At 53.7% G+C, this 15,193-nt stretch carries 15 protein-coding genes; 1 reads left to right on the top strand and 14 read right to left on the bottom strand.

Annotated features, from left to right (window positions below; translation table 11 throughout):
* Window positions 1-25: 25 nt before the first annotated feature.
* From AC6RNO_RS34405 to AC6RNO_RS34360, 10 genes are all read right to left on the bottom strand, one after another.
* Window positions 26-988, bottom strand: coding sequence for a PhoH family protein (locus AC6RNO_RS34405; protein ID WP_474684498.1), 963 nt, complete (start codon window positions 986-988; stop codon window positions 26-28).
* Between the two features lie 6 nt (window positions 989-994).
* Entirely contained in the window at window positions 995-2,188 is a 1,194-nt protein-coding gene (gene yqfD, locus AC6RNO_RS34400) for a sporulation protein YqfD (protein WP_474684499.1), read from the bottom strand.
* Between the two features lie 36 nt (window positions 2,189-2,224).
* The gene (gene yqfC / locus AC6RNO_RS34395; RefSeq protein WP_474684500.1) at window positions 2,225-2,503 is read right to left on the bottom strand and encodes a sporulation protein YqfC; all 279 of its coding nucleotides are present in this window, start codon (window positions 2,501-2,503) and stop codon (window positions 2,225-2,227) included.
* Between the two features lie 1,236 nt (window positions 2,504-3,739).
* Window positions 3,740-3,910, bottom strand: coding sequence for a YqfB family membrane protein (locus tag AC6RNO_RS34390; RefSeq protein ID WP_497108188.1), 171 nt, complete (start codon window positions 3,908-3,910; stop codon window positions 3,740-3,742).
* A 394-nt stretch (window positions 3,911-4,304) separates the two neighbouring features.
* Window positions 4,305-5,297, bottom strand: coding sequence for a flotillin-like protein FloA (floA, locus tag AC6RNO_RS34385; protein ID WP_497108187.1), 993 nt, complete (start codon window positions 5,295-5,297; stop codon window positions 4,305-4,307).
* A 19-nt stretch (window positions 5,298-5,316) separates the two neighbouring features.
* A complete protein-coding gene (locus AC6RNO_RS34380; protein WP_497108186.1) occupies window positions 5,317-5,970 on the bottom strand; it encodes an NfeD family protein in 654 nt (217 codons plus the stop codon).
* A 135-nt stretch (window positions 5,971-6,105) separates the two neighbouring features.
* The gene (locus tag AC6RNO_RS34375; protein WP_497108185.1) at window positions 6,106-6,549 is read right to left on the bottom strand and encodes a GatB/YqeY domain-containing protein; all 444 of its coding nucleotides are present in this window, start codon (window positions 6,547-6,549) and stop codon (window positions 6,106-6,108) included.
* Window positions 6,550-6,564: 15 nt separating this feature from the next.
* On the bottom strand, window positions 6,565-6,738 hold the full coding sequence (gene rpsU, locus AC6RNO_RS34370; RefSeq protein ID WP_010491812.1) for a 30S ribosomal protein S21: 174 nt from the start codon (window positions 6,736-6,738) through the stop codon (window positions 6,565-6,567).
* Window positions 6,739-6,850: 112 nt separating this feature from the next.
* Window positions 6,851-7,201 (bottom strand): histidine triad nucleotide-binding protein, encoded by a 351-nt coding sequence (locus AC6RNO_RS34365; protein WP_474684506.1) that lies wholly within the window; start codon window positions 7,199-7,201, stop codon window positions 6,851-6,853.
* A 97-nt stretch (window positions 7,202-7,298) separates the two neighbouring features.
* On the bottom strand, window positions 7,299-8,762 hold the full coding sequence (locus AC6RNO_RS34360; protein WP_488435505.1) for a methyl-accepting chemotaxis protein: 1,464 nt from the start codon (window positions 8,760-8,762) through the stop codon (window positions 7,299-7,301).
* A gap of 289 nt (window positions 8,763-9,051) precedes the next feature.
* Here AC6RNO_RS34360 and AC6RNO_RS34355 point away from each other — a divergent pair, with 289 nt between their 5' ends.
* On the top strand, window positions 9,052-10,962 hold the full coding sequence (locus AC6RNO_RS34355) for an FAD-dependent oxidoreductase (protein WP_474684508.1): 1,911 nt from the start codon (window positions 9,052-9,054) through the stop codon (window positions 10,960-10,962).
* Between the two features lie 567 nt (window positions 10,963-11,529).
* On the opposite strand, the gene AC6RNO_RS34350 is transcribed toward AC6RNO_RS34355, so the two are convergent.
* The 4 genes from AC6RNO_RS34350 to AC6RNO_RS34335 all read right to left on the bottom strand — a co-directional run.
* Entirely contained in the window at window positions 11,530-12,054 is a 525-nt protein-coding gene (locus tag AC6RNO_RS34350; RefSeq protein ID WP_497108184.1) for a stalk domain-containing protein, read from the bottom strand.
* 98 nt (window positions 12,055-12,152) lie between these two features.
* On the bottom strand, window positions 12,153-12,329 hold the full coding sequence (locus tag AC6RNO_RS34345; RefSeq protein ID WP_474684510.1) for an aspartyl-phosphate phosphatase Spo0E family protein: 177 nt from the start codon (window positions 12,327-12,329) through the stop codon (window positions 12,153-12,155).
* Window positions 12,330-12,370: 41 nt separating this feature from the next.
* Window positions 12,371-14,326 carry a stalk domain-containing protein gene (locus AC6RNO_RS34340; protein ID WP_497108183.1) on the bottom strand — a complete coding sequence of 652 codons (1,956 nt, stop codon included), beginning with the start codon at window positions 14,324-14,326 and terminating at the stop codon, window positions 12,371-12,373.
* Window positions 14,327-14,549: 223 nt separating this feature from the next.
* On the bottom strand, window positions 14,550-15,193 hold a 644-nt coding region (locus AC6RNO_RS34335), incomplete at its 5' end, for an SbcC/MukB-like Walker B domain-containing protein (RefSeq protein WP_497108182.1).

Below are 15,193 nucleotides of genomic sequence, written 5' to 3'. Positions count from 1 at the left end.
CTCTACATTACAACCGTTCTGGTGCTTAGTCTTTAACCTCGTTATAGGCAACAATAATTTTTTGCACGAGAGAATGGCGGACAACATCTTGTTCATCAAAATGAATAAAGCCGATTTCTTCGATACCGTGCAAAATGCGCTCCGCCTCGACCAGACCCGACGATTTGCCGCGCGGCAGGTCAATCTGCGTCACGTCGCCGGTTATGACCATCTTCGAGCCGAAACCGAGACGCGTGAGAAACATTTTCATTTGCTCCGGAGTCGTATTTTGCGCTTCGTCGAGGATGATGAACGAATCGTCCAGCGTACGGCCGCGCATATAAGCCAGAGGGGCGATTTCAATCAAGCCCCGCTCCAACGACTTGGCAACCTGTTCGGCGCCCAAAACGTCGTTAAGAGCATCATACAATGGGCGCAAATAAGGGTCAACTTTTTCCTGAAGGTCGCCGGGAAGAAATCCCAGACTTTCACCGGCTTCGACGGCGGGACGGGTCAGCACGATGCGTTTGACCTGCCCTTCCTTCAGCGCGCTAACGGCCAGGACGACCGCCAAATACGTTTTGCCCGTGCCCGCCGGTCCGATTCCGAATACGATGTCTTTCTTTTTAATCGTCGAGACATACTGCCGTTGTCCGATCGTTTTGACCCGAATCGGTTTGCCGCGGTGCGTCGTCGTAATTTCTCTTTTGAACAGATCGAGCAGTTGATCCGCTTTCAATTGCTTCGCGAGTTCCACCGCATACAGCACATCGCGTTCCGTCAAAACGTAGTTGTTGCGGATAAGCTCGATCAAAACCTCAAAAAGCTGCTGAAGCGAGTTCACTTCGGCAGCAGCCCCTTGAATCGTTATTTCCGCTTCGCGCGTATAAATTTGCGCTTCGATTTCCCTTTCGATCAGATGCAGGAACTTGTCCTGGGGTCCGAATAAAGCTAATCCTTCAGCAGGATTTTTCAAAGATACTTTCACCGTTTGCGCGTTTTCTACCAACAGGCCTCATTCTCCTTGTGTGACAATTGGACTCTCTTCGGTTATGTTTTCTTCTACTTCAAAATGCACTTCCATATAAACTTTACCACTCTCTGTTTTCTCATGCAAAATTTTTTCGCCCGCAATGCGCGAATCGCTGCCGGCTGAGGCCAGCAGCTTGGCTCTCGCCTGCTCCAAACCGCTCTTTTTGGCGTCCGCCGCTTCAATCGGCTCCTGCACGTTCTGCACTTCCATCACCTTCTCGCGAAGCCAGCCGACGGGCAGCGTGTACTTGCCAAGCTGGATCGACTTGCGTTCCGGTATCGTTTCAAAGCTGCCGTACGGCGGCTTTCCGTAGCCCGTAAGCTGCAGCGCCCTCGTGCCGAAAACGAGATAACGGCGGACGACCGACTCGCCCGTGTACGCTTTATAGCTTTTCGTCAAAGGAGCTTCGATTTGCGAAGTGTACCACACGAGCCCCTTGACTTTGCCGCTTGCGACAACAACTTTACTGTTCGTATCGTCGCCGATGATGCCGGAAATAAGCACGTCCCCTTTGCGCACGTACGTATTCGGCTTCACCATCGGCCGGCCTTTTTCCGTATAAATTTCGGTAATCAGAGCGCTCTTGGACGCTACCAGATGGCGCGGATTCATAAGCGGCCCCTTATCCGGGACTGTCGCTTCAACGACTTTGATCACAACGTGAATACCGCGGATTTCGACACCGACCCAGGCGGCTTTCGGCAGCATTCCCTGAATTTCGCGGGCCAGCTCTTCCGACTCCTTCAATCTGAACTTCCATTGGAATTGGTAAATGCCTTGTTTGGAAGCCGCTTGCAAAATATCCGCCTTGGGAATGCGCTCGTTGCCCTCCACGCTCACCTGCCAGACGAGAGAGGTCAGCGCGTACAAACCGATGAAAAAGCCGATCATGCCGCCGATAAACAGCTTCCGCGCCCCCAGTTTGTCCATAAAAAAAGGAAGTCCGAACCTTTGCAGCACATGAACCCGGCAGCCTGTCTGCTTTAAAAGCGGCCGCAAGCCGAAAAAATCTTTGATCGTGATGCACATCTCCAGCTTGTCCCCGCTTGCGGGCTTAATATCCCATATGGAGAACCCTTTCTCCATCATGGGATTGATCAGCTTTTCACAATCCTTGCCTCGCAGCTCTATGCGGACATAACCCCGGACCCGGGCAATGAACATCGATTGCTTCATAACGAACAGCCCCCCATTTAATCGCCTGCAACACAACTAAGGAATATATTTCACATCGTCGATGAGACCTTCGATAAACATCTCTTCGGATAAAATCGCGCGGATGACAAGCTGCTTGCCGTATACTTCAAGCTTTCCTTTGGTAAGCTCCAGTTTCAATATTTCGCTGGAAAAATGAAGCACGCCCCGGTGATTCTCCACATAAAGCTGTACGTTGCCGATCATCGTGATGCGAGGCAAATCCTGTACCACGTCCTGGGGAAGATCGAGGATTTTGGCCGTTAACTGGTTCCATTTGTGAGTCAAGCGACGCATAGCTTGGCAGTACCCCCTCTGTACGGATGATGATGACGGGTCAGGAGCGTGTAAACTTCTACCAAAGTATGCGGAATGCATCCGTTTTATGAGAAAAACCGTACGCGGAACCGGAAGAAGGACATCCCGCCTCGAAAATGGCGGGCGTGTTCGGTACAGGCCGCTAGGCGCTGCAAGGCGCGGGCGGGAGAGGCGGCAGCGCAGACGCAAGGCGCGGGCGGGGGTGGCGACAGCGCAGACGCAAGGCGCATGGGCGGGAGAGGCGACAACGCAGACGCAAGGCGCAAGGACGGGGGTGATGGAGGCGACGGCGCAGTCGCAAGGGCACGGGCGGGAGAGGCGACAACGCAGACGCAAGGCGCATGGGCGCGGGCGGAGGCATGCAGCACAACAATTGTAAAGTATGGCTGCCCAGTAACTCCCACGTCAGAGCTGGTCGCACAATTTGCCTGATTGAGCAAAAAACCTGCGAAAGTACAGTTTTTTGTTCGTCAGTACGTTGACAACGAAAAATCCCTGCAATTGTGCAGGCTTTTCGCTGCGAACATGGGTTCAGGTTCACTTTCACGGAAAATTCCTGCACTTTCGCAGGTTTTTCGCCAAAATGAACCTTTTTTCCGAAAAAAACCTGCACTTTTGCAGGCTTTCTCCCAGCCAAGCCGACTTGTGCCTCCACTTCAACACCACAACTCGTATAGGAAAGGCGCGGCCCACTCCAACACCGAAACTCATGCAGGAAAGGTGTAGATTGGGGAAATAACGGCTGCCGCCCCTTCGACCTCTAACCCGCTACTTTATCAACACCCTGACTTGTGCAGGTTTCCTCACGCTAACAGGAATGCGTCCCTCCAATGTACGTTTTTCTCATCAGTCTGAAGTGTAAAGCAATTTTCGGCCACACACCGGGCTTAGAATCGTTTGAGTCGGGATTTACTGCGTAAATGGGGCTCAAAATCGTTGGGCCGGGATTTCCTGCACAATCGCAGGCTTTTCCTTCAAACCGGCCGCTTCCGTCAACAAAACCTGATTTTGCCTGCATTCGCCTTTCTCAGACAAAAAACACCCCATCCCTGAGCCCCCCCTTTTACCCTCAGTGACGTCTCCACTTCTAAACAGGGCTAAAGTAATAACCATTTTTGTAGGTTTTACGGGCTGGCGGGCCGCTTGCACATGGCAAAGCGGCACAGAAAAACCGCCCTTCCCCTGGATCGGGGGAAGGGCGGTCGCACAAAGCCGTTATCTGCGATACGGCTTTTTGGCCCTGGGCGGGCCGAGTATTTCGGCCCACACCACGCCTTGGAGCAGCTGCTGCCGGTTCGGCTGCTCCGTGAGAAGGCCGGCAGGCTCTGCCGCTGCCGGCTCCTGTACAGCCTCTGAGCCGCCCTCNGGCCGAGTATTTCGGCCCACACCACGCCTTGGAGCAGCTGCTGCCGGTTCGGCTGCTCCGTGAGAAGGCCGGCAGGCTCTGCCGCTGCCGGCTCCTGTACAGCCTCTGAGCCGCCCTCAGAGGCACCGAAGGGAGATGCCTTCCCGCGCTCCGCGGAAGGCACGGAGGAGGCAGCGGCGGCCCTGGCGGAGCCGCTGTCCGTGCGCCGTCCTTCTTCGGCCGGCGCCGAAGAAGGGCGCGCGGCGGCGGGAGGCTGCGCACCGCCGAACGAGGGCATCCTTGGTGTGCGGTCACTTCCTTTCGCGGCCTGCCGCTGTTTTTTGCCAAGCTGATACAGCACGGTCAGCGCAATGACGATCAAGTACCAGTTTTGAATCAGGAACGTAATCAACTTCTGCATGGGAAAGGTTCCTCCTATTCCCTCTCGTTTTTGCCGCCGTCGTTCAGTTTGCCGAGCGAGGAGCGCATCTGCGTGTCAGCATCGATGTTCTTCAAATTCATGTAGTCCATGACGCCCAATTGACCGCTGCGCAGCGCTTCGGCCATGGCAAGCGGCACCTGGGACTCCGATTCGACAACTTTCGCGCGCATCTCGATCACCCGCGCTTTCATCTCCTGCTCTGCGGCAACAGCCATAGCGCGCCGCTCTTCCGCTTTCGCCTGGGCGATGCGTTTGTCGGCCTCCGCTTGCTCCGTTTGCAGATGCGCGCCGATATTTTTGCCCACATCCACGTCCGCGATGTCGATCGAAAGAATTTCGAACGCCGTTCCGGCATCGAGCCCTTTTCCCAGCACGGTCCGGGAAATCATGTCGGGGTTTTCCAAAACGTCCTTATGGGAATCGCTGCTGCCTACAGTCGTAACGATCCCTTCGCCGACGCGCGCAATAATCGTTTCTTCGCCCGCGCCTCCGACCAGCCGGTCGATATTCGCGCGAACCGTTACGCGTGCGATAACTTTCACTTCGATCCCGTTTTTAGCGACGGCCGAAACGGTAGGCGTTTCAATAACGCGCGGGTTAACGCTCATTTGCACGGCCATCAAAACGTCGCGCCCGGCAAGATCGATCGCCGCCGCGCGTTCGAATTCCAGATGAATATTGGCGCGGTGCGCGGCAATGAGCGCATTAACGACGCGGTCGACGTTGCCCCCGGCCAAAAAGTGGCTTTCCAACTGGTTAATGCTCAAATTCATCCCGGCTTTAGTCGCCTTGATCATCGGATTTACGATCCGGCTCGGAATGACGCGCCGCAAGCGCATCGCTATCAACGTGATGATGCTGATTCTGACGCCCGAGGCCAGCGCGGATATCCACAGCATCACCGGCACAACGCTCAGCAGTACGGACAGCGCAATAATGATAATGGCTGCCACCAGCAGCAAATACAAACCCGGTTCCAAAGTCATGAAGTACCTCCCTCAAAAGTTAAGTGGATTGTTCCTTTACTACAACGCGCGTTCCTTCGACCTGAATGACGACAATCTGCTTTCCGCTTTGAATAAAGCTGCCGCCGGTCACAACATCGATCCGTTCGCCCCCGATCAGCGCGGTCCCTGCGGGCCTGAGAGGCGTTATCGCTTCGCCGACTGCGCCCAATAGATGCGCCTTGTCGGGACTTGCGGAAAAGCCTTTGTCAGTGGTCAACTGCTCCCGCAAAATAAAACGGTTCCATACGCCGCGGTACTTAAAATATTTGACGGCAAAAGCGATCACGACGATAGATAGCAAAAATGCGATGCAGAGCGTCAGCGCGGCTTCCTTGGGATCCGATGAAGCCATCATGACCCCGCCAAACAAACATATCGCGCCCAGCACGCCGAGTATTCCAAAACTGGGGACTACCAACTCAAGGATGAGCAGTAAAATCCCGATCCCAAAGACGGCCAAATCGCCGAAGCCCGCAACCCCCGCCAAATAATAACCGAGGAAATACAAGCCGAACCCGGCCGCGCCGGCGGCAGCCAACAGCCCGCTGCTGAAAAAAAGCAGCTCAAGCGCAATACCTACTATTCCGACCAGCAGCAGTACGGTAGCCGTAACCGGATGGGTCAGAAAGGCAGACAAATGGTCCGCAAGCATCGTCAATCACTCCCTTTCCTGAAAGCTATCTGCATGGCACCATTCATATGTACGTTTGAACGCACAAACTGTTTCACACAAAAATGAAAAGACCGGAAAGATTTACCTCTTTCCGGTCTTGTTGTTCATCTTTAATTACATTAATAACTGTTGGACCAGCTGATTGATAAGTTTACCGTCAGCGCGTCCTTTTACCTGCGGCATCAATGCCCCCATTACTTTGCCCATATCCGCTTTGGAAGAAGCACCAACTTGTTGGATGGTCTGCTGTACAATGGCTTTTACTTCTTCCTCGGTAAGCTGTTGCGGCATGTACTCGGTAAGGATGGCCAGTTCTGCTTGCAGGCTTTCGGCCAGATCGTCTCTGCCCGCTTTTTCAAATTCTTGGAGGGAATCCCTGCGCTGCTTGATCTCACGAGCTAGAACGTCAAGCACTTCATTATCATCTAAGGTTCTCTTCAAGTCTATCTCGGAATTCTTGATAGTAGAACGAACCATACGGATTACGGAGAGTTTGAACTTGTCCTGACTCTTCATCGCTGACTTCATATCTTCGTTCAATCGTTCGCTTAAGCTCATTGACTGAATTGCCTCCTAGAACTTTCTCTTACGAGCAGCCTCTGACTTCTTCTTGCGCTTGACGCTAGGCTTTTCATAATGTTTGCGTTTTTTAACCTCTGCTAGAACGCCATCTTTAGCGATGGAACGCTTAAAGCGACGAAGTGCAGCATCTATAGTTTCGTTCTTGCGAACTCGAGTTTCTGACACCAGTTTTCCCTCCCTCCGAACAGACCGTCCAAGATAAAGCGGTTCATCAAACTACATTATATGTTATCGGGAATTAGGTGTCAATCGGAATCCTTCCATTGGTATCAAGACCTTAATTCGCCACGCCCAGCGGAGCCAATTTCGCCCCTGCAAGAAGATGATAATGAAGATGGAACACGACTTGTCCTGCGTTAGGCCCGCAATTGTTCACGAGGCGATAGCCGGATTCGGCGACGCCAAGCTGCTTGGCGATGTGCTGGGCCGCCTTGTGAACGAGCCCGATCACTTCCCAATCCTCCTCGCCCGCATCGTTCAGCGAAGCAAAATGCTTTTTCGGGATGATCAGCACATGGACCGGAGCCGCAGGCTGAATGTCATGAAACGCGACGACCCGGTCGTCTTCGTAAACTTTTTTGGAAGGTATGGAGCCTTCGACAATTTTACAAAAAATACAATCGCTCATTCTTCGGCTTCTCCTCTGCTTTCAATTGAATAACGGTTACTCTAATCTTAACGAAAAAAAACAAAAAAATCCAATTCCCGGAGACGATTCGGCGAATTTACCGGTCGATCCAAGCCTGGGCAAGGTCGACGGCTGTTTTAAACCTGGCTCTGCCGTGGTTGATCAGGCCCTGCCGCGCTTTCTCATATTCCCCTTCGAGCATCCAGGCGGCGTTTTGTTCCTTGATTTGGTGAAAAGCGTCCCAGGCCTCCTCCAACTGCCGGAGCATATCCCGTTCGCCCGGTTCGCCTGCCAGACCGGCCAGCTGTGCCCAGCAAGCGCGAAGCTCCGCTTCCAACACCTGCTTTTCATCGTGCCATTCCCGGATCCGCTCCCGGTCCTGCGATTCAATCATGGAAACCATGATCGCCCGGATGCCGACCGCTTTGTCCATCCACGCATCGATAGAACGACTCAAAGGCATCTCCAAGTCCGAGTGAGGAAGCTTGAATTGCGACACGGCCGAGCGGAGCGACAAGCTGCTGCGCCTCACCGTGCGGAGATTTTCGTTCATCGCCGCGATGCTGCGCTGTTGAACTTCGGCGGAAGCCATCACCTCCTCGCTGCCCGCCGCAACTTGCTCGAACATCGCGGATGTGCGATGAACCGCGTCGGAAATCGCAATCGTGCTGCTCGTCGCGGTCAGCAGCGAGCTGTCGACGGATCGAATGCCGCCGCACAGACCGTCCAAAAACGTCAGCACGCTGCCGTACCTTTGCAGCCCGCTTTCCATCACGGCAGCGCCGGAATCGGCCGTATCCGCCATCCCGCTCACGGATGAAGCCAATGCCTGCGCGGAGGCGGATACGGTTTGTATATGCTCCCCGATGTGGGCCGTTGCCTGCTTCGATTGAACCGCCAGCCTGGATATCTCCTGTGCGACGACCGCGAACCCCCGCCCATTCTCGCCCGCCCGGGCCGCTTCGATGTTCGCGTTAAGCGCCAGAAGCTGGGTTTGACCCGAGATGTCCTCGACCATCTTCGTTATTTCGGCAATTTGGGCCAGGGCCGCGCTCAACCGGTCCATTTCCCGGTGAAGCTGCTTGCTGTCCGCCGTCATGCGCCTCATTTGATCCGCCGCCGCGGCAATTTCGCTTTTTCCAAGCACAAGCTCTTGGGCAATTTGCGCCGAAGATGAGACCACTTCGTTATTTTCGCTGCGAATCCGCTCCAGCATGGACTGGACATCCGTCATTCGGGCCGCCGCGTCCTGGATATGCTCCGACGAATCCTGGATGCCCATCGTAATTTCGCGAATCGTATGCGTCACGCCGTCTACCTGGCCGGCAATGGAATCGGAGGCAACGCGGATCTCTTCCACTTGCCCGTGAAGCTGCAGCGAAGATCTGTCGACAATGCGGATAAGCGATTTCAAGCCTTGGGCCGTTTGCTGCACCATATCGGTAAAAACCGTCTTCCGCGGAGCAGGCTCGGTATGCAAAATCGTTAAATCACCGGCGGCCAAACGGCCCAACAGATCTTTCGTTTGCTGCTTCGAGGAATGAAAAGAAAGAATTTTCATAAGAACCCGCCCCTTTTTATGTTAGATTTATGTTCATTATAAACAAAAAGCTCGAAATATGTAATATTATATGACATATTTGACATGGAAATTTGAGATAGAGTCCTGTTTTGGGGAGGGTTTCCGTTGAATCTAACATGTATGTAACGTTAGAAATGAAAGTATGCTCGGACATCACATTTATGCAGGCGGGAACCCATTTTTTTATCCGTAGTAGACTAACAGTCTAATTAAGCATATAATACTGCATATAGGTCATTGAAACGGAAGTGATCAGTTGAGTCAGTTCATGAGAGCCACGACTCGCAAAAAACGGGATACGATGATGGAAGTCGCCTTGTCCATGTTTATGGAAAAAGGCTATGAACACGTGTCGGTCGACGATATTATCGAAGCAACCGGCACCTCCAAAGGTACTTTTTACCATTACTTCAAAAGCAAGGACGCCATTATTTCCGCGATTTACAACAAGCAGACCGAACTGATCCGGGAATGGGTCAAACAGCCGCCGTCCAAAGTGCAATCGCTTGAAGGACATATCAACCGGCTATTTTTAGACTTGGCGTCCAATATTAACCACAGTCCCAGGCTAATCCGCAGCTTGCAAGCTTTATCGCTGCAAAACGAGGCAATGAAGACGGAAGAGCAGCAATACTTGCGCATACTATCCGAAAGCTTGCAGCATTGGCTGCCCGAAACGCGAAAAGCGGAATTGCTCATTTGCGCTTTTACGGGAACGATGCTGAACTGGTGCAGTCAAGATGACGCGGACCTTTTATCCATGATGAAAAACAACCTGGCCCTGCTGTGGGCGGGCCTTCGTACTGAAGCGCCTTTTGCCCCGCTGCGGTTGGAACCAGTCTCTAAGGAGGATACGAAAATGAAAGTAGCCATCATCGGCGGAGGCTTGGCGGGTTTGACCGCGGCCGCTTATTTGTCCGAAAACCCGCATATCGAAGGAGTCCTGTTCGAGCGCAGTCCGCAGCTCGGAGGCCGGGCGTTTACTTATGAAAAAGCAGGGTTCACCCTGAACTACGGCGCACATGCCATCTACGGCATCGACCGTCACAAGCTGACCGTTATGGAAAGAGAGTTGGGGCTTTCCTTCAGCTCCAAGCAGGTTGACAAGCGCAAAGTCGTCTACGCCAAGCATGACCGGCTAACCCCCGCTCCACTGGATTTTGTGAACATTCTCAAAACCGACCTGCTCAGCACGATGCAAAAAGTGAGCTTCGTCGGCGAGATCGCGGCGATCATCGCCAACATCCACAACCTGAAAAACTACGAGACATTAGGCGATTATTTGGCCGAATCCAATGCCGACGAAGATGTGAAAGAGCTTTGGGAGCATCTCGTCTGCTCCAACTTTTTCATCGCCCCGGAAGATGCACGCAAAGTATCCGGCTCGGTGATCAGCGAGTATTATCACAATCTGTTTTTATCCAGCAAGCCTGTGAACTACGTGCTCGGAAGCTGGGCCGTCATCACCAATCAGCTTAAGCAAAAGCTGCAAAGCTCCGGCCGCTATGAGATCGCGATTCAGGAGGGCGTGGACAGCATCCGGTACGCCGACAAAAAGTTCGTGCTGCAGACGAAAAACCGCGAGCAAGCTTTCGACAAAGTAATTTTTGCCATGCCTGTCCAGCAAGTCGTCAAGCTGCTTAAAGGCACCGCCTGGGAACCGTTCCTCGCACCTTATGAAGCGAACACGGCAACGGAAGTTATGGTATACGATATCGGGCTTACCCACGTCGTCGCCAGACCGTTCAGCTACATCAGCGATATGGACAACAAGCTGTTCATCAGCGACGTTTCGGCTACGGACCACACCCTTGTTCCGGAAGGCGGCCAACTGCTGCAAGGCATCGCCTATCTGAGCGATCAATTCGATACCGAAGAAGAGCGCAAAGCGTATCTGGATCAAAAAACAAAACAGATGGAAGCCCTGTTCGACAAGCATTATCCCGGATGGCGCGATGCGACCGCGGTCAAGCGCGTTTCCAAAAAAGCGATGGTATCCAGCGTGAAGAACATCGCCTCGAACAGTCTTTTGCCGACACGCGTGGAAAATGTGCCGTTTTATTTTTGCGGAGACGGCTGCACGGGCAAAGGCGAGCTTGCCGAACGCGCTTTTTCCAGCGCACGCACCGTCTCTTTGTCCATTGTAGAAGAAGTGAACCAATCGCTTGTGAACGCATAAGGGCGGGCGCTTGTCAGCCCGCAAAACCGGCGGGTCACCTCCCGGTGGCCCTGCCTTTCACAAAGCCTGCAATTGTGCAGGCTTTTTTTGATGGAGGGCACAAGGCAGTTTGGGCAGGGAAAGCCTGCAAAAGTGCAGGCTTTTTCACTGAAAGTAGCTCATTTTGGCGAAAAGCCTGCGATTGAACAGGAATTTTCCGTGAAAATGAATCTTAGCCCCTGTTTGCGGCGAAAAGCCTGCACAATTGCAGGAATTTTTCGTCCCCAGCGTATCCGGCGAGCAAAAACTGTACTTTTGCAGGTTTTCTCCGTGCAGCTAAGTATGCAGCCAGATCCAAAACGGTAGATTAGCAGTAAGCCATACAAGCTATCGAACGAACAATACAATTTAAGACTTGACACTACACTAGTGCAGAGCAATGCTTTATTGCGGAGTATGCCGTCCGTTTGATGCGAGGACATCAGCCTACTGTCTCATGTCCGGCTTTTTCCGGCATATTTTCGCAGACAAACAAGAAGAAAACCGTCTCTTAAGCAGATCCATCTGCTTCCGGGACGGTTTTTGCTTTTATTCGGATGTATCGATCTGGAACTTCACGGTCGAGTATCCCGACAGCGTATCCAGCGAGGTTAAAGTGACTGTTTTGACTTCACGCGGCGCGAGGTTCTCCGCTTTTCCCCGGGCGACTCCGACCCGCTTTCCGTTGGCGTCGAAGAAAGATGCGGTAAACTCGGCTTTTTTCACCTGCACCGCTCGGTCGTTCCGCAGCTCCGCATGGACTTCCCATTCGTCGGCTGACTTTTTTACGCTCACTTCGTAGAAGCTTAGCTGGTCGGCCGCGTACTCGCCGTCGTTAACCGCGCTGAGAGACTTGTCGGAAACGTAAATAGAACGCGTTTTATCGTCCCATGTTACATCCTTGCCCAGCAGTTCGGCGACAGCGCGCAGGGGAAGATAGCTCGATCCGTCAACAATTTGGAGGTCCGCATTCGCCAGTTTGCCGTTCACATAAAGCTTAATATCGGTTGCGGCATATACGCCGGCCGAAAAAGCGAGAAGCAAAACCGACGACAGCAATAGCACTTTTTTCATATCTCACAGCATCCCTTCGGCATATAGAATCGTTCTGCTTATGTTTTCTACACGCCAAAAGGAAAAACCTTCCATCCACTCCAAAAATCGAATACCCGCTACTTCGAGATCCCCGATTGCATATAGTAATACTGCATGATAGCCAAATCAAGTTTGACGCTCAATTGATACACTTCAGAGTCTAAAAAACCGCTGCCCGCAGCAGCAGCATGAAGCCGACTTCGCAAATCTTCGATTATTTGTTCCAAAACAATCAGGTTTGGCGCCGTATTCATGTCTTAGCCCTCCTTAGATGTTTTCTTTACAAGCGCTTTTTTCAAGGAGTTGCTGCTATCGTCACCGTTCTTCGGATACCGTCCCAAGTAACTTGTCCGCCAAAAACTTCTCCGACAAATCTCACCGGCGCCAGAGTATAGCCATTCACCAACCGGGCCGGCTCATCGAGCTCATAGGCTTGTCCGCCCACAAACGCCGTCTTTTGGCCCAAAGTGAGCCGCAAGTCCATATTCCCTTTGCGCGCCTTCACCGTGCGTGCGGAGGCGTCATAATCGACAACCGCCCCCATCGCTTCAAAAATCGCCCGCAGCGGAGCCATGGTCGAACCGTTCAAAATGACAGGAGGCTGCTCAAACCGCTGTTCCCGGCCGTCTATGTCCACCGAAACCCGCGAGGACAAAGCGAAGGACCGATCTGCAGCCAAATTTCCTCCCCGATCGTACACCCTCAGTTCCAAAACGGACCCCTCCGGCACTTCCCCTGCTTTCAGTTCAAGCTCGAAAGGCAGGCCGGTTTGCACCGCAACGGTTTTGCCGTTTAATACGTATTCGACTTTGCCGATGTAGACCGCGGGTATTTTAATAAAAGGAACGATTCTCGTTTGCTTGGCAAAAGCGGTACGTTCGGAGCCGGCTTGCCGGTAACCCGCGCCGTCAGCCGGTTTCGCGCCATCCTCTACTTTCGACAAAAGATAAGGATTTTCGATCAGCTTGCTGTAATAACTCCGAATGTCCGCCGAATCGCTTAGGAGATAATCGTTGGCGGCATTTTTCATTTGCTGGTCGACATTAAAATAAGTGATCGCTTTGAGCCTTGGATATTTGTACGGCATAATCTCGTAAAGCCGCTGCAAATTCAGCTTCGCCCACTCGGTGAAATCTTCCTGCGCCGAATGCGAGTAATGCGGGACGCCCGTCTCGCTCAGCATAAGCGGCTTGCGTGCCGAGTAGGTATCGTACAGCCGCGTCAACCGCTCCACTTGGCTGGTTGCCGTCATCGGCGGCAGCGCCGGGTTCCCGTTTTCATAAGGCTCGATGTATAGACTGACGCCCACCCAATCGACGTAATCGTCGCCCGGATAATAAGAATCGATATCGTTCGCAGGGACGTCTCCGGGGCTCCAGACCATCGCAACATTCGGCGCCTCCTCGGCAAAGACGTCGTGCAGCATGCGGAATTTCTCGATATACAGCCCTGGATCGCCGTGCCACTTTACCCATGCGCCGTTCATTTCGCCGGCAAAACGCAAAAAAATCGGTATGCCCGCCGACTTCGCCGCTCTGGCCCACTGCCGCAAATATTCCCCATCTGCAACCGGGTCCAGACCGTCGTCCGGTTCCCAGGCGATTTGCAAAGCCGCTCCGGCTTCTTTGGCCCTTCGGGCGTACATTCCGGGGAAGCTTTGCCCCCAATGGGCATAGGCAAGAAAAATAGCATGCTTCCTGCCGCACACGTCCTCCGCCTTCGCAAAATAATTCCCGACCTCCGGATCCTGTTCCGAATACAGGCCGATGTAAGCGCCGTATGCAGGCTCGAATTTGGCGAGCTTTCCGCTGAGGGGAGCTGCAGCTTGCTGCTGCGCCTGCGGATCGTTGTCCTTCATGTAAAGCTCCACGGTCGTTCGCAGCTGTTCGGCCCTCTGGAGCTTCACCGCACCCCAGTCCTTGCCGGCTTTGACCCAATTATCGTTTTCCAATTCGTAGTAATAAATCGCCTGCTCGTAATCTCCGGCCGCATCGTAATAAGCGTCCAGCTTGCCGCAAAAAAGAGCGGCATTTTCCCACTCGCCTCTACCCGCGTAGTGATCGACCAAAAATTTCCAATGCGGAACCGCATCGGCTTTATTTCCTTGCGAGGCGAGAGCTTCCGCCATTTGCCAATGGTCCCAGACGATATCGGCATGCGCCCGCTGCTTTTCTTCGACAGTGCCGAAGAAAAGCAGCGCACAGATAAAGGCATTCAACCGCAAATGCTTTCGGCGTTTTCGAATTCGCATCGTCGATGTCCGCCTTTCCCTTCCATAGAATGGAAGATTTCCATGTCGCTATTATATACCAAAATGAATGTTTGCGCCGATACAATTTGTATTCCACCTAAGCCAATCAGACTGCGAGGCAACAAAAAGCAGCCGGGGCGCACTGCGCTGTCCGGCTGCCGGATATAGACCCTCACAGATGGAGAGGGCTTCGATTCACTTCAAAACCTGGGAACATCTAAGCCTAGAGTTCCTCCATTACGACGCGGCTGCCGCGTCCGGACGGCTCGGCCGGATGAACGATCAGCTTCCGCGGCAGCCGGGCTCTCAGTTCCGGCACATGGCTGATGACCCCGACAGACAGGCTGTCCATATGCAGCTTCTCGAGCGCTCCGATCACCATGTCGAGCAGCTCCTGGTCGAGCGTTCCGAAACCCTCGTCGAGGAAGAAAAATTCCAGCGGGTATTCCCCCTTGAGCTGGATTTGCGCCGACAGCGCGAGCGCCAGCGCCAGCGAAGTCAAAAACGTTTCTCCGCCGGACAAAGTGCTGACCGGCCGCTTGACGCCGCCGTTGGCGTCGTCGCGGATGACGAAGCCGCCCCCGGAGTCGACCTCGATCGCATAGCGCCTGCGGGTCAACTGCCCCAGCCGCTCCGAAGCCGCGCGGCTGACCTGCATCAGCTGCTCTTCGGCCAAATACTCGACGAAGGCGTTCGCCTTCAGCACGGCTTGCAGCTTGCCAAGCCGCTCCAGCAGCGCGGCCAGCTCCACGCGGCGCGCTTCGAGCTCGCGCCACCGCGCATGCCGCGCGGCGAGCTCCTCGGCGCCCTGCGCCGCCTTGGCGAGCGCCGTCAGCGCAGCCTCGACCCCGGCTTTCGCGGCGCTCA

It is taken from the genome of Paenibacillus sp. sgz302190 (assembly GCF_059820445.1).
Note: the sequence above shows the minus strand (reverse complement) of the source record. Positions and strands in the feature narration are given on the sequence as shown.

Bases quoted from the DNA above. Each gene is read 5' to 3' on its own strand.
- AC6RNO_RS34355 (WP_474684508.1), top strand. From the start codon at position 9,052: ATGAGAGCCACGACTCGCAAAAAACGGGATACGATGATGGAAGTCGCC.
- AC6RNO_RS34375 (WP_497108185.1), bottom strand. From the start codon at position 6,549: ATGAGCTTAAGCGAACGATTGAACGAAGATATGAAGTCAGCGATGAAG.
- AC6RNO_RS34345 (WP_474684510.1), bottom strand. From the start codon at position 12,329: ATGAATACGGCGCCAAACCTGATTGTTTTGGAACAAATAATCGAAGAT.
- floA (WP_497108187.1), bottom strand. From the start codon at position 5,297: ATGACTTTGGAACCGGGTTTGTATTTGCTGCTGGTGGCAGCCATTATC.
- AC6RNO_RS34340 (WP_497108183.1), bottom strand. From the start codon at position 14,326: ATGCGAATTCGAAAACGCCGAAAGCATTTGCGGTTGAATGCCTTTATC.
- yqfD (WP_474684499.1), bottom strand. From the start codon at position 2,188: ATGAAGCAATCGATGTTCATTGCCCGGGTCCGGGGTTATGTCCGCATA.
- AC6RNO_RS34380 (WP_497108186.1), bottom strand. From the start codon at position 5,970: ATGCTTGCGGACCATTTGTCTGCCTTTCTGACCCATCCGGTTACGGCT.
- AC6RNO_RS34350 (WP_497108184.1), bottom strand. From the start codon at position 12,054: ATGAAAAAAGTGCTATTGCTGTCGTCGGTTTTGCTTCTCGCTTTTTCG.
- yqfC (WP_474684500.1), bottom strand. From the start codon at position 2,503: ATGCGTCGCTTGACTCACAAATGGAACCAGTTAACGGCCAAAATCCTC.
- AC6RNO_RS34360 (WP_488435505.1), bottom strand. From the start codon at position 8,762: ATGAAAATTCTTTCTTTTCATTCCTCGAAGCAGCAAACGAAAGATCTG.
- AC6RNO_RS34365 (WP_474684506.1), bottom strand. From the start codon at position 7,201: ATGAGCGATTGTATTTTTTGTAAAATTGTCGAAGGCTCCATACCTTCC.